Origin of the sequence: Streptomyces sp. NPDC008150, from assembly GCF_042956945.1 — a bacterium.
Classification (GTDB): domain Bacteria; phylum Actinomycetota; class Actinomycetes; order Streptomycetales; family Streptomycetaceae; genus Streptomyces.
In genome coordinates, this window is sequence record NZ_JBIBHJ010000005.1 from 467,240 (window position 1) to 484,949 (window position 17,710).

Genomic DNA, 17,710 nt, shown 5'->3' on the forward strand with positions numbered 1-17,710 from the left:
GCGGTAGCCCCGGCCTGTGCGATGCGACAGCAGACTTATCCCTTGCAAATGCGGCAGTATCATCAGCGCACGTCCCGAAGAGCGGACGGCGCAAGGGCCCAGAGGGACTTGCGTGAAGAGGCAGAGGGAGTAGAGACCTTGATGACCCGTCCCGCACGCCGTACCCGGATCCTTCAGGCAGCCGGTGTGGGAGCCGTCGCGATGCTGGCCCTGAGTGCCTGCTCCTCGTCGTCCGACTCGGACTCCTCCGGCTCGTCCGCCACCCCGGCGTCCGCGTCGGCCTCGCCCAAGCTGTCCGGGACGGTGACCGTCTTCGCCGCGGCCTCGCTCCAGGAGAGCTTCACCACCCTGGGCAAGCAGTTCGAGCAGGCGCACCCGGGCACGAAGGTCACCTTCAACTTCGGCGGCAGCGACACGCTGGCCGCGAGCATCACCAGCGGTGCCCCCGCCGACGTCTTCGCCGCCGCCAGCCCCAAGACCATGGCCACGGTGACGGACAAGGGCGACGCGGTCGGCACGCCCGCCAACTTCGTGCGCAACCAGCTGGAGATCGCCACCCTGCCGGGCAACCCCGACAAGGTCACCTCGCTGAAGGACCTCACCAAGTCCGGCCTCAAGGTCGTGCTCTGCGACAAGACGGTGCCGTGCGGTGCCGCCGCGCAGACCGCCCTCGACGAGAGCGACCTCAAGCTGACGCCCGCCTCCTACGAGCAGGACGTCAAGAGCGCGCTCAACAAGGTGGAGCTGAAGGAGGCCGACGCCGCCGTCGTCTACCAGACGGACGTGAAGGCCGCCGGTGACAAGGTCGAGGGCGTGAACTTCCCCGAGGCCGCCAACGCCATCAACGACTACCCGATCGCCCTGCTCAAGGACGCGCCCAACGCCGAGGCCGCCAAGGCGTTCATCGCCCTGGTCAAGTCGGCCGACGGCCAGAAGGTGCTGACCCAGGCCGGCTTCCTCAAGCCGTGACGCTGCCCGACGCGCCACGGGCGGCGGAGGGGAAGGGCGCGCGGCCCGGACGGCGCGCCCGCGGTCCCCGTGCCCGGTTCCGCCCCGCCCGCCGCGGGGCGCCGCTGCCGCTGCTGGTGCCCGCCCTCGTCGGTCTGGCGTTCCTGCTGCTGCCGCTGGTCGCCCTGCTGGTGCGGGCGCCCTGGCGCAGCCTGCCGGACCAGCTCACCAGTACCGAGGTGTGGCAGGCCCTCCAGCTCTCGCTGATCTGCGCGACCGCGGCCACCGCGGTGAGCCTGGTGGTCGGCGTCCCCCTGGCGTGGCTGCTGGCCCGTACGGAGTTCCCCGGCCGGGGACTCGTCCGGGCGCTGGTGACCCTGCCGCTGGTGCTGCCGCCCGTGGTCGGCGGTGTGGCCCTGCTGCTCGCACTCGGCCGCAACGGCGTCGTCGGGCAGTGGCTCGACTCCTGGTTCGGCATCACCCTGCCGTTCACCACCGCGGGCGTCGTGGTCGCCGAGGCGTTCGTCGCGCTGCCCTACCTGGTCATCAGCGTCGAGGGGACGCTGCGCGCCGCCGACCCGCGGTACGAGGAGGCGGCCACGACGCTCGGCGCCTCCCGCTTCACCGCCTTCCGCCGGGTCACGCTGCCGCTGATCGCCCCGGGCATCGCGGCGGGTTCGGCACTGGCCTGGGCGCGTGCACTCGGGGAGTTCGGGGCGACCATCACGTTCGCGGGCAACTTCCCCGGCCGTACGCAGACCATGCCGCTGGCGGTCTACCTGGCGCTCCAGAACGACCCCGAGGCCGCGATCTCGCTCAGCCTGGTGCTGCTGGCGGTGTCGATCGCCGTCCTCGCGGGCCTGCGGGACCGCTGGATGAGGGCGACGTGAACCCCGGCTCCCGGTGCGCGGACCGACCGCGACAGCGCGGCCCGCGCCGCCCTCGCCCCGCCGGCCCCCGTGCCCGGCCCGACCGTTGGACGACCGCACCATGACCGACCTCGACGAAACCCCCGGCGCCGACGGCGACACGAACGGCACGGCCGACGCCGGCGGTGCCGCCGGTCTGGACGCCCGGCTGGTCGTCGACCGCGGCTCCTTCCACCTGGACGTCGCGCTGAGCGCGGCCCCCGGTGACGTGGTGGCGCTGCTCGGGCCCAACGGCGCGGGCAAGACCACGGCCCTGCGGGCGCTCGCCGGGCTCGTCCCGCTGGCGGGGGGCGGGTCGCTCCGCCTCGACGGCACCGTCCTCGACCGTAGGCCGCCCGAACACCGGCCGGTCGGGGTCGTCTTCCAGGACTACCTGCTCTTCCCGCACCTCAGCGCCCTCGACAACGTCGCCTTCGGACCCCGCTGTCAGGGGGCGGGCAAGGCAGCCGCGCGCGCCGCAGCGGCCGACTGGCTGGAGCGCATGGGTCTCTCCGAGCACGCGAACGCCAAGCCGCGCAGGCTCTCCGGCGGCCAGGCGCAGCGCGTCGCCCTGGCCCGCGCCCTCGCCACCCGGCCCCGGCTGCTGCTCCTGGACGAGCCGCTGGCCGCCCTCGACGCCCGTACCCGGCTCGATGTCCGGGCCCAACTCCGGCGCCATCTGGCCGAGTTCGAGGCGGTCGCCGTACTGGTGACGCACGATCCGCTGGACGCGATGGTGCTCGCGGACCGGCTCGTCGTCATCGAGCACGGCCAGGTGGTCCAGGAGGGCACCCCGTCCGAGATCGCCCGGCGCCCGCGCACGGACTACATCGCCCGGCTCGTCGGCCTCAACCTCTACCGCGGCGCCGCCGACGGCCACACCGTCGCCCTGGACGCGGGGCCCTCGGTCACCAGTACCGAGGAGCTCGACGGCCCGGTGTTCGTCGCGTTCCCGCCGAGCGCGGTCACCCTGTACGCGGAGCGGCCCGAGGGTTCCAGTGCCCGCAACCTGTGGCGGTGCGAGGTGGCCGGCATGGAGAGCCACGGCGATCTGGTCCGGGCGGACCTCACCGGTGAACTGGCCCTGACCGCCGATCTGACCACGGTCGCGGCGGCCGAGCTGGACCTGCACCCGGGGGCCGCGGTCTGGGCGACGGTCAAGGCCGCGCAGACGCACGCCTATCCGGCCTGACGGGGCCGCCGCCCGCTACGGTGGGCCGGGACGCGGGGGACGAATCCCCCTTCCGGTGCGTCCCGGCCCGTTCCCCCACCGTCAGCGAGGCGTTCCCTTGAGCCTGAGCATCCGCAACCAACTCACCGGCACCGTCACCGACGTCACCCCGGGCGCGGTGATGGCGACCGTCAAGGTCAGGCTGGCCGGCGGCCAGGACCTCACCGCGGCGATCACCCTGGAGGCGGCCGAGGAGCTGAAGCTCGCCGCGGGCTCCGACGTCCGGGCACTGGTGAAGTCGACCGAGGTGGCCCTCGCGACCGCGCGGGTGGAGGGCCTGTCGATCCGCAACCAGTTCCCCGGCAGCGTCACCGAGGTCACCACGGGCGGTGCGATGGCCGCGGTCAAGGTGGACGTGGCCGGCGGGACGCTGACCGCCGCGATCACCAAGGAGGCCGCCGCCGACCTCGGTCTCGCGGCGGGTTCCCCGGTGGTCGCGCTGATGAAGTCGACCGAGGTGTCGCTCGCGGCGGTGTGACGACGCGAAGGGGCCCGTGCCGACCGTGAACCCACGGCCGGCACGGGCCCCTTCACGAGGGCGCCACCCGCTCCCGGGTCAGTCCTCGTACGCGTCCAGCGGCGGGCACGAGCAGACCAGGTTGCGGTCGCCGAAGGCCTGGTCGATGCGGCGGACCGGCGGCCAGTACTTGTCGGCGGGGTGCACCCCGGCCGGGAAGGCGGCCTCCTCGCGGGTGTACGCGTGGTCCCACTCGCCGCCGAGCACGGCCGCGGTGTGCGGGGCGCCGCGCAGCGGGTTGTCGTCGCCGGGCCAGGTGCCGGAGCCGACCTTGTCGATCTCCGCGCGGACGGCGATCATCGCGTCGCAGAAGCGGTCCAGCTCGGCGAGGTCCTCGGACTCCGTCGGCTCGATCATCAGCGTGCCCGCCACGGGGAACGACATCGTGGGCGCGTGGAAGCCGTAGTCGATGAGCCGCTTGGCGACGTCGTCGACGCTGACGCCGGTCTCCTTGGTCAGCGGGCGCAGGTCGATGATGCACTCGTGCGCGACCAGCCCGCCGGGGCCGGTGTACAGCACCGGGTAGTGCGGTTCGAGGCGCTTGGCGATGTAGTTGGCGGACAGCACGGCCACCTGCGTGGCGCGCTTGAGGCCCTCGCCGCCCATGAGCCGGACGTACGCCCACGAGATCGGCAGGATGCCCGCCGAGCCCCACGGCGCCGCGGAGATCGGGCCGACGCCCGTCTCGGGGCCGGCGGCCGGCTGGAGCGGGTGGTTGGGCAGGTGCGGCGCGAGGTGCGAGCGCACACCGACCGGGCCGACGCCGGGGCCGCCGCCGCCGTGCGGGATGCAGAACGTCTTGTGCAGGTTCAGGTGGGAGACGTCGCCGCCGAAGTGGCCGGGCTTGGCGAGGCCCACCAGGGCGTTGAGGTTGGCGCCGTCGACGTAGACCTGGCCGCCCGCGTCGTGGACGGCGGCGCAGATGTCGGCGACGTGCTCCTCGAAGACGCCGTGCGTCGACGGGTAGGTGATCATCAGCACCGACAGTTCGTCGCGGTGCAGCTCGATCTTCGCGCGCAGGTCCTCGACGTCGATCTCGCCGTCCTCGGCGGTCCTGACGACGACGACCTTCATGCCGGCCATGACCGCGCTCGCGGCGTTGGTGCCGTGCGCGGAGGACGGGATCAGGCAGACGGTGCGCTGCTCGTCGCCGTTGGCGCGGTGGTAGCCGCGCACGGCGAGCAGCCCGGCCAGCTCGCCCTGGGAGCCGGCGTTCGGCTGGAGCGAGACCTTGTCGTACCCGGTGACCTCGGCGAGACGCTCCTCCAGCTCGTGGATGAGCGTGAGGTAGCCCTCGGCCTGCGCGGCGGGGGCGAAGGGGTGCAGCTGCCCGAACTCGGGCCAGGTGACCGGCTCCATCTCGGTGGTCGCGTTGAGCTTCATGGTGCAGGAGCCCAGCGGGATCATGCCGCGGTCGAGCGCGTAGTCGCGGTCCGAGAGGCGGCGCAGGTAGCGCAGCATGGCGGTCTCGGACCGGTACTGGTGGAAGACCGGGTGGGCGAGGTAGTCGTCGGTGCGCAGCAGCGCGTCCGGCAGGACGTCCGCGGTGCCCGCGTCGAGCGCCTCGATGTCGCCCTCGACACCGAACGCGGCCCAGACGGCGCCCAGTTGGGCCCGCGTGGTGGTCTCGTCGCAGGACATCGACACGTGGTCGGCGTCGGCCTGGTGCAGGTTCACGCCCCCCTCGCGGGCGGCGGCGACGACCTCGGCGGCACGGCCGGGCACCCGGGCGGTGACGGTGTCGAAGAACGCGCCGTGCACGACCTCGACGCCGCCGGCGGTGAGCCCGGCGGCCAGCAGCGTGGCGTAGCGGTGGGTGCGCCGGGCGATGCCGCGCAGGCCGTCCGGACCGTGGTAGACGGCGTACATGCCGGCCATCACGGCGAGCAGCACCTGCGCGGTGCAGATGTTGCTCGTGGCCTTCTCGCGGCGGATGTGCTGCTCGCGCGTCTGGAGCGCGAGGCGGTACGCCTTGTGTCCGTCGGCGTCGACGGAGACGCCGACGAGGCGGCCGGGCAGGCTCCGCGCGAACTTCTCGCGCACCGCCATGTAGCCGGCGTGCGGTCCGCCGAAGCCCATGGGGACGCCGAAGCGCTGCGTGGTGCCCACCGCGATGTCGGCGCCGAGTTCACCGGGCGACGTGAGCAGGGTGAGGGCGAGCAGGTCGGCGGCGACGGTGACGACCGCGCCGAGTCCGTGCGCCTGCTCGATCAGGGGCTTGATGTCCCGCACGGCGCCGGAGGCCCCGGGGTACTGCACGAGCACGCCGTTGATCTCGCGCTCGGCGACGTCCGCGGGGATGCCGTCGGCGAGGTCGGCGACGACGACCTCGACACCGGCCGGTTCGGCGCGCGTCCGGATGACGGCGACGGTCTGCGGCAGCGCGTCGGCGTCGACCAGGAACAGACCCTTCTTGTTCCGGCCCATGCGCCGCGACAGCGCGACGGCCTCGGCGGCGGCCGTGCCCTCGTCGAGCAGCGAGGCCCCGGACGTCGGCAGGCCGGTCAGGTCGGCGACCACGGTCTGGAAGTTCAGCAGGGCTTCGAGGCGGCCCTGCGAGATCTCCGGCTGGTACGGCGTGTACGCGGTGTACCAGGCCGGGTTCTCCATCACGTTGCGCAGGATCACCGGCGGGGTGAAGGTGCCGTAGTAGCCGAGGCCGATCATGGAGCCGAGCACCTGGTTGCGGTCGGCGAGGCCGCGCAGTTCGGCCAGGACCTCCGCCTCGGTGCGGGCGCCGGGCAGGTCCAGGGCGTCGGCGTTCTTGATCACGTCCGGGACCGCGGCGGCGGTGAGCTCGTCCAGGGAGCCGTATCCGACCTGCGCGAGCATCTTGGCCCGCGCCTCCTGGTCGGGTCCGATGTGACGCTGCTCGAAGGGGATGCCCTGTTCGAGCTCGGAGAGCGGGGTGCGGTGGGCGGTCATGGCGGAGGCCTCCTGGTCGATACGACCTTGGACGGGTACCACGGCGCGGGTACCCGGACGGCCTCCCCCTCTGTCATCTCAACCTGAGAGCTTCACCGGGCGTGCCCGAAGGCTCCCGGCTTTCACCGTCGGTGAGGGCGGAGGTCGTCGGCGACCACTGCCCTGCTTTCCAGAGTGACCTCGTCCGTGCGGTACGTGGGCCTGAGAGTTTCCGGGGAGGATTTGCTCCTTCGGCGCCCCCGGAACGGTCCCGGAGGGCTCTCCCGCACGGGATCAGCAGCCGCAGCCAGCCTACCAGCGGCTCTCGCACGAGGTCCTTCGAGTGGCCGTACACCCCAATGTGCTCTTTTGTAGTGCTTACGGACCAGTTGCGACCACCTGGAGGGGCACGTGCAGACCGACATCGATCCGCGCAACCTGATCGGCCGCAAAGCGTTCGACCGCACGGGCAACAAGATCGGCACCGTCGACGAGGTGTACCTCGACGACGCGACGGGCGTACCCGAGTGGGCCGCGATACGCACCGGCCTGTTCTCCCGGGACGCCTTCGTGCCCCTGGAGCCCAGCAAGGTCGTCGAGGGAACCCTGCGCATCCCCTTCGACCGCGACCTGATCAAGGACGCCCCCGACTTCGGCGTCGGGCGCCATCTCTCGCCCGACCAGGAGCTCCAGCTCTACCACCACTACGGCCTCGACGTGGCCGCCGCACCCCCCTTCCCGGACCGCGACTTCGGCCGGGTCGCGGGCCAGGAACCGGCCTGACTCCCGCGGGGGCGGACGTCACGACCGCTCCCCGCCGGCCCCGCCCACCCCGGCGGGGCCCGGCTCCGGCACCCCTTCCAGCCCCGCCCCGGCCACCAGGGGCAGCGGCTCGGCCGGTTCCAGGCCGGGGTCGTCGGTGCGGAAGGTGCGCACCCGGCCCGGCGCGGTCGAGTACGGCGTCTCGAACCGCACGGTGACCCGGCCCAGCCCGCTGCCCTGCACCCAGCCGTGCCCGTACTCGGTGTGCGTCACGTCGTGCCCGGCCGGCCAGCGCCGCTCCTCGGGCGGCACCGGCTCCCGGGACGCCTCGCGGACGGGCTCCTCCACGGCCCGCTCCGCCCGCTCCCCCGCCTGCGCCTCGGCCTCCGCCTGGGCGACCTGCGCGAACAGGTCCTCCTGCGTGTAGTCCGCCAGCCCGCTGACACCCACGCCGAGCAGCCGCACACCGCCCGTGGTGTCCACCGACTCCAGCAGCCGCGCCGCCGCCTCGCGCACGACCGCGGGGTCGTCGGTGGGCCCGCGCAGGGTCTCGGAGCGGGTCAGGGTGGTGAAGTCATAGCGGCGCAGCTTCAGCACGATGGTCCGGCCGGACAGACCGGCGGCGCGCAGCCGCCCCACGCACCGGTCGGCGAGCCGCTGCACCTCCATGCCGACGCGCAGCCGGTCGTGGATGTCGACGTCGTAGGTGTCCTCCACGGACACCGACTTGGTGCCCCGCTCGGACACGACGGCCCGCTCGTCGCGGGCCAGCGCCATCGCGTACAGGGCGTGCCCGTGCGCCTTGCCCAGCAGCCGCACCAGCTCGTCCTCACCGGCCTCGGCGATCTCCTCGACGGTGCTGATGCCGGCCCGGCGCAGATGGTCCCCGGTGGCGGGCCCGACCCCGGGCAGGATGCGCACGGACATCGGTCCGAGCAACGCCCGCTCGGTGCCCGGCGGGACGACGACCAGCCCGTCCGGCTTGGCCTCCTCCGAGGCGATCTTCGCGAGCATCTTGGAGGCGGCGAGACCGACCGAGCCGGTGAGCCCCGTGACGGCCCGGATGTCGGCCCGCAGCTTCGCGCCCACCAGCCGCGCCGACGCCTCGTCCCAGGCGCTTCCCGCGGCCTCCAGGTCGACGAACGCCTCGTCCAGGCTGAGCGGCTCCACCAGCGGCGACAGCTCCCGCAGCAGGGCCATGACCTGGTCGCTGATCGCGCGGTAGAGACCGAACCGGGGCACGAGGTAGGCCGCGTGCGGGGCGAGCCGGCGTGCCTGCGCCATCGGCATCGCGGAGTGCACCCCGAACACCCGCGCCTCGTACGACGCCGTCGACACCACACCGCGGGGACCGAGCCCGCCGACGACCACGGCCTTCCCGCGCAGGCTCGGCTTGGACCCCTGCTCCGCCGACGCGAAGAAGGCGTCCATGTCGAGGTGGAGGATCGTGGGCCCGCTTCTCACAGGTCCGATGGTGCCTCACGCCACTGACAACGCCCCGGCGGGACGCCCCTCAGCGCGGCGCGCGCCGTCTCCCGCGGGGCGGTGAAGCGGTCAGACGGCGCGATTGCGCCGCCGGGCCAGTTCGTCGGCCGGGTGCTGCCCCACGATCGTCTCCCCGGTGTCGACGCGCTCCCCGTGCAGCTGCGACAGCGCCGCCTCCACGTCGCGCCACACCACGCCCACGGCGATGCCGAAGATGCCCTGGCCGCCCTGGAGGAGGGCGTGCACCTCGTCGGGCGAGGTGCACTCGTAGACGGTGGCCCCGTCGCTCATGAGGGTCATGCGCTCCAGGTCCCGAAAACCGCTGTCCCGCAGGTGCGCCACGGTGGTCCGGATGTTCTGGAGGGACACTCCCGTGTCGAGGAAACGCTTGACGATCTTCAGGACGACGACGTCCCGGAAGCTGTAGAGACGCTGCGTCCCGGACCCGTGGGCGGGCCGCACGCTCGGCTCTACCAGCGCGGTGCGCGCCCAGTAGTCCAGTTGCCGGTAGGTGATCCCCGCGGCCGCGCAGGCCGTCGGACCGCGGTAGCCGATCTGCTCGGACGTCATGGACGCCGCCCCTCCGCTGCTCGGCACAGCCGTCGGCCGCTGCGGAGCGCGACCGCCCACGCTGCCGTGAAGCTCGTACGGACCGCTCTCCCCGAGACCGATTCCCGGGGCGCCCCCAGCCGTACCGTCGCCGCTGCTTCTCACGCCGACCTCCGTCCTTGACATGCCTCCACGACGGTAGGCAGTCACCAGGGGTGCGTCAACGATCGCCACACTCGGCACGCCGAGTGATAATCACCCTAGGAGTGGTTTTCCGTGCCCCACCGCGGGGAAAGGCTAACCGAATGCTCTCCCCGGAGTCGCCGGACGCTCCCACGCGCCACTGGCAAATGCCCCGCAATGTGGCGGTCACGAACGGTGAAGCAGACCCCAACACCGGTACATCTTCAGCGATTCCTCATGGAACCCGGCGGGAACACGCGGCACGGACGCACCCTCACTGGTTGCTGGTGCCGAAGTCCTCGGGCGAGATCTGGTCGAGGAACTCGCGGAACTTCTCCACCTCGTCCTCCTGCTCGTCGGGGATCGCGATGCCCGCGTCGTCGAGCACACCGTCACTGCCGTAGATCGGCGTACCGGTGCGCAGCGCCAGCGCTATGGCGTCGGACGGACGGGCGCTGACCTCGACACCGCTGGCGAAGACCAGCTCGGCGTAGAAGACGCCCTCGCGCAGATCCGTGATGCGCACCTCGCTGAGCTCCTGGCCGACAGCCTCCAGCACGTCCTTGAAAAGGTCGTGGGTCAGCGGCCGCGCGGGGGTCATGCCCTGTTGCGCGAAGGCGATCGCCGTCGCCTCCCCGGGTCCGATCCAGATGGGGAGGTACCGGTCGCCTCCCACTTCGCGCAGGAGCACGATCGGTTGGTTGGAGGGCATTTCGACCCGTACGCCTACGACATCGAGCTCGTTCACACAGCAACCCTAGGCCGTGCCCGGGACGTTTGGGTAGTCGGGCAGGCAATGGGGCGGCGCGGTCCGCCCGCCACCGGCCCGCGGGTCACGGCAGCCGCACCCCGAGGGCGGTCTGCACCAGCGCCGCGTGCAGCTTGACCGCGAGCCCCGCCAGCTCCTTCGTACGGGCCTCGGCGTGCGCCCTGGTCTGCGGGTTGCGGTGTCGTTTCAGCGGGGCGACCACCTGGTCGACGAGGCCGGCCTCGCGGTCGGCGGCGGCCTTCATGACCCGCAGGTGCCGCGGCTCGATGCCGAACCTGCCCAGTTCGACGACCAGCGAGGCGACGGTGACCGCCTCGGCGTCGTAGGCACCGTCCTCCAGCGGGGTGATGAGCCCGTAGGACTCCCACTCGTCGAGCTGCCGCTCGCCTATCCCCGCGGCGTCGATCAGCTCCGTACGGCCGATCCGGGCGGCGACGGGCCGGTCGGTGACCTCCAGGGCCCGGTCACCGCCCCGCTGACGCCCCACGGCGGGCAGTTGCACGGTCTCGCCGCGCTCCACGGCGTCCAGGTGCTCCCGGATGACCTTGAGCGGCAGGTACAGGTCGCGCTGCATCCGCAGGACGTGACCGAGGCGTTCGAGGTCCTTGGGCGTGAACTTGCGGTAGCCCGAGGGGGTGCGCTGCGGCTCGATCAGACCTTCCGCCTCCAGGAAGCGGATCTTGGAGACGGTCACTTCGGGGAACTCCCCGCGCAGCGCGCCCAGCACCGTGCCGATGCTCATCAGCGCGGAGTCCGCGGCGGCGGTGCCGTGTCCGGCACCGCCGCTCGGTGTTTGAAGCATGGACCTTCCCTGGGGTCCCCGGACACGTCCGGGAAAGGGTCAGATGCCCTGCCGGCTGGAGTAGAACACCAGCCGGTACTTTCCGATCTGCACCTCGTCGCCGTTCGCCAGCACGACCTCGTCGATCCGCTCGCGGTTGACGTACGTGCCGTTGAGGCTGCCCACGTCGGCCACCGAGAAGGTGCCGTCCGCCCCGCGCCGGAACTCGACGTGGCGGCGCGAGACCGTCACGTCGTCCAGGAAGATGTCGCTCTGCGGATGACGGCCCGCGGTGGTCAGCTCACCGTCGAGCAGGAACCGGCTGCCCGAGTTCGGACCGCGACGCACGACGAGCAGGGCCGAACCCAGCGGAAGCGCGTCGACCGCGGCCTGCGCCTCGGGCGAGAGCGTCGGCATCTGGATCTGGCCGGTGGTCTCGGAGTCGTAGGCCTCGAGACCGGAGATGGAGATCGTGGACGTGGTCTCCGACGGCCGCTCCGGCGTCGCGCCGGCCCTCAGCGGCGCACCGCAGTTGGAGCAGAAACGGCTGTTCTCCGCGTTGCGGTTGCCGCACCTCGTACACACCAGGACCGACATGGACGGATCCTCCTGCCGCGGCTGCCCCGCCGGGGCATTGGACGCGTACGGGTCGTCGAACCCTCTACCCGTACCTGAGGTTGACGGTTGCCCGAAACCTATGCCGCCGGACTGCGCAGGGTCAACAGAGGTCGCACCCTGACCTCGCGAAACGTCACCACCCGGGCCCGCGACCTGGTCGCGGAACAGCGGGCGCCGGCCTTCCGCGTCGGGCTGCGCGCGGTGACGGGCTGTGGCGTTCTCGCCGCCGTCCCGCGCACTCTTGCCGAACAACTTCGCAAACAACTTCACGGGCGATTCCCCTTGACCGAAACAGACCCGCCCGTGGGGCAGGACGAACCCTGACTGAATACACCGGCCGACCCGGACACCTGCACAACGTCCGTGTCCTCCAGACAGTTTCCACCACGCACCACCCGTTCGGTGCGCCGACCCCCCGCAACCTCATGCCCTTGCCGGACGTCCCGCATGCGCCCCCGGTTCACCGGGAGGACGACCGAGCGTAGTCAGGCTGCTCGGCCGCTCGCAAGGCATCCACGACGATCTTGGTCGACCGGTCCACAGTAACGGTGGCCTGCTCCTTCTCCATGGTCTGCACAACTCCTCCGGGGATGTTGAGCGCCGGCTCCAGGTCCTGCGGATTGCCGATGACCTTGAAACGGTAGGGAGCTTCGATCTTGTTCCCGTCCACGTCCACGCTCTTGCCCGCGTCCGTCAGGTAGGTACTGGCGACGACCCGGACGCCGTTCACCTCGATCGCCTCCGCGCCCGCCGCCCTCAGTTCCTGGACCGCGTCGAGCAGGCTGTCCGCCTCGACCGTCGCTTTCGGATCCGTGACCGTCATGGTGATCCCCGGCCCCTGCGCGGCCACCGTGCCCGCGAGGATGCCGAGTTGCTTCTCCTTCTCCACCGTCTGCTTGCGGGCCTCCTCGGCCTGGTCCGAGCTGTTCTCCAACTCGTCCCGCTGCTTCTCCAGTCCCTGCTTCTCGTCCTCAAGACGCCCTGTGCGGTCGTCGAGTTCATCGAGGATCCGGACAAGATCCTCCTGCCGCGCGCCCCGCAGGGCGCTGCCGCTGTCGCTGTTCGACGCGACCTGGATGGCGAGACCGAACCCGAGCCCGAACAGCAGCAGGGCGAAGATGAGTTGGGCCCTGGTGACACGCGGGGGCCACAGGCCCTGCACCAGCCGCTGCCGGCCGCTCTGGCCCGGCGTGCCGTCCTGCGCGGGGTCCGCGGACGGCGGTCCGGCCGGCGGTACCTCCTGGGGAAGTTGCTCGCGCAGCCTGTTCTCGGGGGTGCTGTCGTCCTGGTGGTTCATCGGCCTCACGCCCGGAAGACGTGACGTCGGATGGCGGCGGCGTTGGAGAAGATCCGGATGCCGAGGACGACCACGACCCCGGTCGACAACTGGGCGCCGACGCCCAGCTTGTCGCCCAGGAAGACGATGAGCGCGGCCACCACCACGTTCGACAGGAACGACACCACGAAGACCTTGTCGTCGAAGATGCCGTCGAGCATGGCCCGCAGGCCGCCGAAGACCGCGTCGAGCGCGGCGACGACGGCGATCGGCAGGTACGGCTCGACGACCGCCGGAACCTCGGGATGGACCAACAGCCCGGCCACGACTCCCACGACGAGGCCAAGTACGGCGATCACGATGTGCCCTTCCCGGTTTTCGGCTCTGCTGTACGGACGATCACGCTCGGGGCGGCGGGCAGCCGGACGTCGCCCTGCGTGGAAATGCTGGTGCGAATGCCGTAGTTCTCCTGGAGAGCGTGCAGGTACAACCCGTCCGCGCTGTCCTGGAACCGCGTGCTCAGCCGCTTGGCGTCCCCCACCGCGAGCACCGTGTAGGGCGGCACCAGCGGCTTGTTGTCGACCAGTATGGCGTCTCCCGCGGCCCTGATCGCGGACAGTGCGGTGAGCCGCCGCCCGTTGACGGAGACGGCCTCGGCGCCGGAGGCCCACAGGCCGTTCACGACGCGCTGCATGTCGCGGTCGCGCACCCGGCCGGTGTCGGAGAAGCCGGACGTCACCCGCGGGTCGCCGTCGGCGTTCGTGGTGGCTTCCTTCGCGTCGTTCACGACGAGCTTCACGCCCGGCCCGTGCACCGCGACGGCACCGGACAGGACGCTGACGAGATCGCCCCGGTCACTGTCGCCGCCGGCCTTCAGCGCCGCGCGCTGGCGGGCGCTCACGTCGTCGCGGAGCTTGTCCACGGTGCTTTCCAGCTTGTCCGCGGACGCGGTCTCGCTGTCGACGCGGTCGATGAGCTCCTCACGCTCCTTGGCGACGACGGGAGCGGCGACCCGGGCCTGTACGGCACCGAGGGTCACGACGAGAGCGGCGAGCACGAGTCCGGCGGCAAGGCCGAGTTTCGCCCTGAGCGTCTTCGGCAGTCCACCGCCCGCGGCCTTCTTGCGGGCTGCGGCCTCGGCGTATCCGTCGTCGAGGCTGTGGTCCATCACGTTGGTCAGCAACGACATGGACGCGTCGGGACGCCTGGGCCGCGCAGGCGTGCTCCGAACGGGGGGTTGCTGCGGCATGCCGCACATCGTCGCACGCCGTGGCCATTACCTCCGAATGGCCCCGGCAGCGTGCCGGACTGGCCCCCTTGGGGACACTTGTCCGGCACGCGCGGGTACCGCGTGTTTTACCTGCCTGCGCCTTCCACCACTTCCGACCACTCGTCCAGCAGCGCCTGCGCGGACGCGTCGTCCGGACCCTCGGCCCACAGATGGGTGACGGCCTCGGCGGGGGCCGGCAGCACCATGACCCAGCGGCCGTCGCTCTCCACCACGCGCACACCGTCCGTCGTGTCCACGAACCGGTCCCCGGCCGCTTCCACGACCCGGCGCATGACGAGCCCCTTGACCGCCCACGGAGTGGCGAGATCACGCTTGAGCACGTGCGCCCGCGGTATCCGCGCGTCGATCTGGCTGAGCGTCAGCTGCGTGCGCGCGACCAGGCCGATCAGCCGCACGAACGCGGCCGTCCCGTCGAACACACTGCTGAACTCGGGGACGATGAAGCCGCCCTTGCCGTCACCGCCGAAGATGGTGCCCTCGTCGCGGCCGACCCGGGTCAGGTCGTCGGGCGACGTGGTCACCCACTCGACCTGGGTGCCGTGATAGGCGGCGACCTGCTCCGCGATACGGGTGGTGGTCACCGGAAGGGCGACCCGCCCGCTTCGCCGGTCGGCGGCGATGAGGTCGAGCATGACCAGCAGGGCCCGGTCGTCCTCGATGATGCGGCCCTTCTCGTCGACGAGCGACAGGCGCTCGCCCACCGGGTCGAACCGCACGCCGAACGCCGCCCGCGAGGACGCCACGATCTCGCCCAGCCGCACCAGCCCCGAGCGCCGCATCTCGGCCGTCTCGGTCGGACGGGACTCGTCCAGGCCCGGGTTGACGGTCAGCGAGTCCACACCGAGCTTGCCGAGCAGGCTCGGCAGGACAAGGCCGGAACTTCCGTTCGAGGCGTCCACGACCACCTTGAGACCGGAGTCGGCGATGCCCCGGGTGTCGACATTGCGCAACAACGACCCGGTGTACCCGTCGAACACGCTGGCGGGGAAGGTCAGGTCGCCGATCTCGCCCGGGAACGCGCGCCGGTACTCCTGCCGCGCGAAGACACGGTCGAGCTTGCGCTGGCCGGCCTGCGAGAGGTCGGCGCCCTCCCCGTCGAAGAACATGATGTCGACGGAGTCGGGCACGCCGGGCGTCGTCCGGATCATGATGCCGCCGGCGCTGCCGCGCGCGGTCTGCTGCCGGGCAACCGGCAGCGGCACGTTCTCCAGGTCGCGCACGTCGATGGCACTCGCCTGGAGCGCGGAGATCACGGCACGCTTCAGCGCACGGGCGCCTCGGGAGTGGTCACGGGCCGTCGTGACCGTGGACCCCTTCTTGAGCGTCGTCGCGTAGGCACCGGCCAGTCTCACGACCAGCTCCGGCGTGATCTCGACGTTCAGGATGCCGGACACGCCCCGGGCACCGAACAGGTTCGCCTGCCCGCGGGACTCCCATATGACCGAGGTGTTGACGAACGCGCCAGCCTCGATCGTCTTGAACGGGTAGACGCGTACGTTGCCCTGCACGATCGATTCTTCACCGATCAGGCACTCGTCACCGATGACGGCGCCGTCCTCGATGCGGGCGGCCCGCATGATGTCGGTGTTCTTGCCGACGACGCAGCCGCGCAGATTGCAGTGCTGCCCGATGTAGACGTTGTCGTTGATGACCGCCCTGTGCAGGAAGGCACCGCTCTTGACGACCACGTTGGAGCCCACGACGGTGTGCTCGCGGATCTCGGCGCCGGCCTCGACCTTGGCGTAGTCACCGATGTAGAGCGGCCCGCGCAGGACCGCGTCCGGGTGCACCTCGGCACCCTCGGCCACCCACACGCCGGGCGAGATCTCGAAGCCGTCGATCTCGACGTCGACCTTGCCCTCCAGCACGTCGGCCTGGGCCTTGACGTAGCTCTCGTGCGTGCCGACGTCCTCCCAGTAGCCCTCGGCGATGTAGCCGTAGATCGGCTTGCCTTCCTTCATCAACTGCGGGAAGACATCGCCGGACCAGTCGACGGAGACGTCGGCCTCGACGTAGTCGAAGACCTCGGGCTCCATGACGTAGATACCGGTGTTCACGGTGTCGGAGAAGACCTGGCCCCAGGTCGGCTTCTCGAGGAAGCGCTCGACCTTGCCCTCCTCGTCGACGATCGTGATGCCGAATTCCAGGGGATTCGGCACTCTCGTCAGACAGACAGTGACGAGAGCACCCTTCTCCTTGTGGAAGTTGATCAGCTCGGTGAGGTCGAAGTCGGTCAGCGCGTCACCGGAAATGACGAGGAAGGCATCGTCCTTCAATGCCTCTTCTGCGTTCTTGACGCTTCCGGCAGTACCGAGTGGCTTCTCCTCGTTGGCATAGGTGAGCTCCATTCCGAGCTCCTCGCCGTCGCCGAAGTAGTTCTTCACCAGCGAGGCCAGGAACTGGACGGTCACCACGGTTTCGTTCAGCCCATGCCTTTTGAGCAGCCGCAGAACGTGCTCCATGATCGGGCGGTTCGCCACGGGAAGGAGCGGCTTGGGCATGCTCGAGGTCATCGGACGAAGGCGTGTACCTTCGCCACCGGCCATCACAACGGCCTTCATGTCGGAAGCGTCCTCCTCAAAGAGACGACGGAATAGCCGACTTCACCCGTTCGATTGTCCCGCACTTCTCGGTACCGGGCCATTCAGACACCGTGGCCGCCAATCGGCGGGCTCAGTCAGCCATGACGTCCGCACGAACCAGGCGGCGGACTTGAACCATGTACAGAACTCCTGCCCACCAGTACAGGGTTGTACCCCACCCGGCGAACGCCCATCCGAAAATCGCAGCGAGTGACGAGATCCAACCGCTGCCGTCACTGAGCAGCAGCAACGGGAAGGCGTACATCAGGTTGAAGGTGGCCGCCTTACCGAGGAAGTTCACCTGCGGCGGCGGATAGCCGTGGCGTCTGAGGATGCCCACCATCACCAGCAGAACCAGTTCGCGCAGCAACAGTGCAGCGGTCAACCAGATCGGCAGAATCTCGCGCCAGGTGAGACCGACCAGGGTGGAGAGAATGTAGAGCCGGTCGGCGGCCGGATCGAGCAGCCGGCCGAGGTTGCTGATCTGGTTCCAACGCCTCGCGAGCTTGCCGTCGAGGTAGTCGCTGATCCCGCTCAGGGCGAGCACCAGGAGCGCCCAGCCGTCGCTCTTCGGGCCCCCGAACTCCGGCCTGAGGATCAGCCACAGGAAGACGGGTACGCCGACGAGCCGAGCCATGCTGAGGATGTTCGGGATGGTGAGGACTCGGTCCGTCTGGACGCGGGTCTCCTGGACCTCCACCCGGGGGCCTCCTGAAGGGGAAAAGTGCCAACGATGCCCCCTGACCCTACCCCAACGCAAAAAAGCTCTGGCTCTTGGGCTGTATGCCCAAGAGCCAGAGCTCTAAAAGGAGTTCGGCGGCGTCCTACTCTCCCACAGGGTCCCCCCTGCAGTACCATCGGCGCTGAAAGGCTTAGCTTCCGGGTTCGGAATGTAACCGGGCGTTT

The 17,710-nt window shown here is 70.8% G+C and carries 16 protein-coding genes, 1 rRNA gene and 1 riboswitch; of the genes, 5 read left to right on the forward strand and 12 right to left on the reverse strand.

Translation table 11 applies throughout. The annotated features are described in order from the left end of the window. Positions 1-141: 141 nt before the first annotated feature. The 4 genes from modA to ACFZA0_RS16330 all read left to right on the forward strand — a co-directional run bounded on the left by modA (position 142) and on the right by ACFZA0_RS16330 (position 3,565). Entirely contained in the window at positions 142-969 is an 828-nt protein-coding gene (modA, locus tag ACFZA0_RS16315; protein ID WP_391016487.1) for a molybdate ABC transporter substrate-binding protein, read from the forward strand. Positions 970-971: 2 nt separating this feature from the next. Continuing rightward, on the forward strand, positions 972-1,838 hold the full coding sequence (gene modB / locus ACFZA0_RS16320; RefSeq protein WP_391016577.1) for a molybdate ABC transporter permease subunit: 867 nt from the start codon (positions 972-974) through the stop codon (positions 1,836-1,838). A 100-nt stretch (positions 1,839-1,938) separates the two neighbouring features. Then, positions 1,939-3,048, forward strand: a complete 1,110-nt coding sequence (locus tag ACFZA0_RS16325; protein WP_391016489.1) for an ATP-binding cassette domain-containing protein — start codon at positions 1,939-1,941, stop codon at positions 3,046-3,048. Between the two features lie 97 nt (positions 3,049-3,145). Further along, a complete protein-coding gene (locus ACFZA0_RS16330) occupies positions 3,146-3,565 on the forward strand; it encodes a TOBE domain-containing protein (RefSeq protein WP_391016491.1) in 420 nt (139 codons plus the stop codon). 78 nt (positions 3,566-3,643) lie between these two features. On the opposite strand, the gene gcvP is transcribed toward ACFZA0_RS16330, so the two are convergent. Continuing rightward, on the reverse strand, positions 3,644-6,529 hold the full coding sequence (gene gcvP / locus ACFZA0_RS16335; protein ID WP_391016493.1) for an aminomethyl-transferring glycine dehydrogenase: 2,886 nt from the start codon (positions 6,527-6,529) through the stop codon (positions 3,644-3,646). Positions 6,530-6,708: 179 nt separating this feature from the next. Next, positions 6,709-6,805, reverse strand: a riboswitch (glycine riboswitch). A gap of 114 nt (positions 6,806-6,919) precedes the next feature. Between gcvP and ACFZA0_RS16340 the strand changes: the two genes are divergently transcribed. Continuing rightward, positions 6,920-7,291, forward strand: a complete 372-nt coding sequence (locus ACFZA0_RS16340; RefSeq protein ID WP_391016496.1) for a PRC-barrel domain-containing protein — start codon at positions 6,920-6,922, stop codon at positions 7,289-7,291. Positions 7,292-7,309: 18 nt separating this feature from the next. On the opposite strand, the gene ACFZA0_RS16345 is transcribed toward ACFZA0_RS16340, so the two are convergent. The 11 genes from ACFZA0_RS16345 to rrf form a co-directional block, all read right to left on the reverse strand. Then, positions 7,310-8,734, reverse strand: a complete 1,425-nt coding sequence (locus tag ACFZA0_RS16345) for a DNA polymerase IV (protein ID WP_391016499.1) — start codon at positions 8,732-8,734, stop codon at positions 7,310-7,312. A gap of 90 nt (positions 8,735-8,824) precedes the next feature. After that, the gene (locus ACFZA0_RS16350) at positions 8,825-9,469 is read right to left on the reverse strand and encodes a MerR family transcriptional regulator (RefSeq protein ID WP_391016502.1); all 645 of its coding nucleotides are present in this window, start codon (positions 9,467-9,469) and stop codon (positions 8,825-8,827) included. A 292-nt stretch (positions 9,470-9,761) separates the two neighbouring features. After that, positions 9,762-10,235: a bifunctional nuclease domain-containing protein gene (locus ACFZA0_RS16355; RefSeq protein WP_391016504.1), complete on the reverse strand. Its 474-nt coding sequence runs from the start codon at positions 10,233-10,235 to the stop codon at positions 9,762-9,764. Between the two features lie 85 nt (positions 10,236-10,320). After that, the gene (locus ACFZA0_RS16360; protein ID WP_391016507.1) at positions 10,321-11,058 is read right to left on the reverse strand and encodes a MerR family transcriptional regulator; all 738 of its coding nucleotides are present in this window, start codon (positions 11,056-11,058) and stop codon (positions 10,321-10,323) included. A 39-nt stretch (positions 11,059-11,097) separates the two neighbouring features. Then, positions 11,098-11,925 (reverse strand): FHA domain-containing protein, encoded by an 828-nt coding sequence (locus tag ACFZA0_RS16365; RefSeq protein WP_391016509.1) that lies wholly within the window; start codon positions 11,923-11,925, stop codon positions 11,098-11,100. Between the two features lie 190 nt (positions 11,926-12,115). After that, positions 12,116-12,952 carry a DUF881 domain-containing protein gene (locus tag ACFZA0_RS16370; protein WP_391016512.1) on the reverse strand — a complete coding sequence of 279 codons (837 nt, stop codon included), beginning with the start codon at positions 12,950-12,952 and terminating at the stop codon, positions 12,116-12,118. A 5-nt stretch (positions 12,953-12,957) separates the two neighbouring features. Beyond that, a complete protein-coding gene (locus ACFZA0_RS16375) occupies positions 12,958-13,290 on the reverse strand; it encodes a DUF1290 domain-containing protein (RefSeq protein WP_391016515.1) in 333 nt (110 codons plus the stop codon). After that, positions 13,287-14,189 carry a DUF881 domain-containing protein gene (locus tag ACFZA0_RS16380; protein ID WP_391016517.1) on the reverse strand — a complete coding sequence of 301 codons (903 nt, stop codon included), beginning with the start codon at positions 14,187-14,189 and terminating at the stop codon, positions 13,287-13,289. The genes ACFZA0_RS16375 and ACFZA0_RS16380 overlap by 4 nt, the downstream gene beginning before the upstream one ends. A gap of 98 nt (positions 14,190-14,287) precedes the next feature. After that, positions 14,288-16,783 carry a sugar phosphate nucleotidyltransferase gene (locus ACFZA0_RS16385; protein WP_391016520.1) on the reverse strand — a complete coding sequence of 832 codons (2,496 nt, stop codon included), beginning with the start codon at positions 16,781-16,783 and terminating at the stop codon, positions 14,288-14,290. Between the two features lie 112 nt (positions 16,784-16,895). Continuing rightward, positions 16,896-17,504, reverse strand: a complete 609-nt coding sequence (locus ACFZA0_RS16390) for a CDP-alcohol phosphatidyltransferase family protein (protein WP_391016522.1) — start codon at positions 17,502-17,504, stop codon at positions 16,896-16,898. Positions 17,505-17,615: 111 nt separating this feature from the next. Continuing rightward, a 5S ribosomal RNA gene (gene rrf / locus ACFZA0_RS16395) occupies positions 17,616-17,710 on the reverse strand; the annotation flags it as partial.

What these genes read in the sequence shown, in the direction of transcription:
- modA (WP_391016487.1), top strand. Translation starts at nt 142, where the DNA reads ATGACCCGTCCCGCACGCCGTACCCGGATCCTTCAGGCAGCCGGTGTG.
- ACFZA0_RS16325 (WP_391016489.1), top strand. Translation starts at nt 1,939, where the DNA reads ATGACCGACCTCGACGAAACCCCCGGCGCCGACGGCGACACGAACGGC.
- gcvP (WP_391016493.1), bottom strand. Translation starts at nt 6,529, where the DNA reads ATGACCGCCCACCGCACCCCGCTCTCCGAGCTCGAACAGGGCATCCCC.
- ACFZA0_RS16360 (WP_391016507.1), bottom strand. Translation starts at nt 11,058, where the DNA reads ATGCTTCAAACACCGAGCGGCGGTGCCGGACACGGCACCGCCGCCGCG.
- ACFZA0_RS16370 (WP_391016512.1), bottom strand. Translation starts at nt 12,952, where the DNA reads ATGAACCACCAGGACGACAGCACCCCCGAGAACAGGCTGCGCGAGCAA.
- ACFZA0_RS16380 (WP_391016517.1), bottom strand. Translation starts at nt 14,189, where the DNA reads ATGTGCGGCATGCCGCAGCAACCCCCCGTTCGGAGCACGCCTGCGCGG.
- ACFZA0_RS16385 (WP_391016520.1), bottom strand. Translation starts at nt 16,783, where the DNA reads ATGAAGGCCGTTGTGATGGCCGGTGGCGAAGGTACACGCCTTCGTCCG.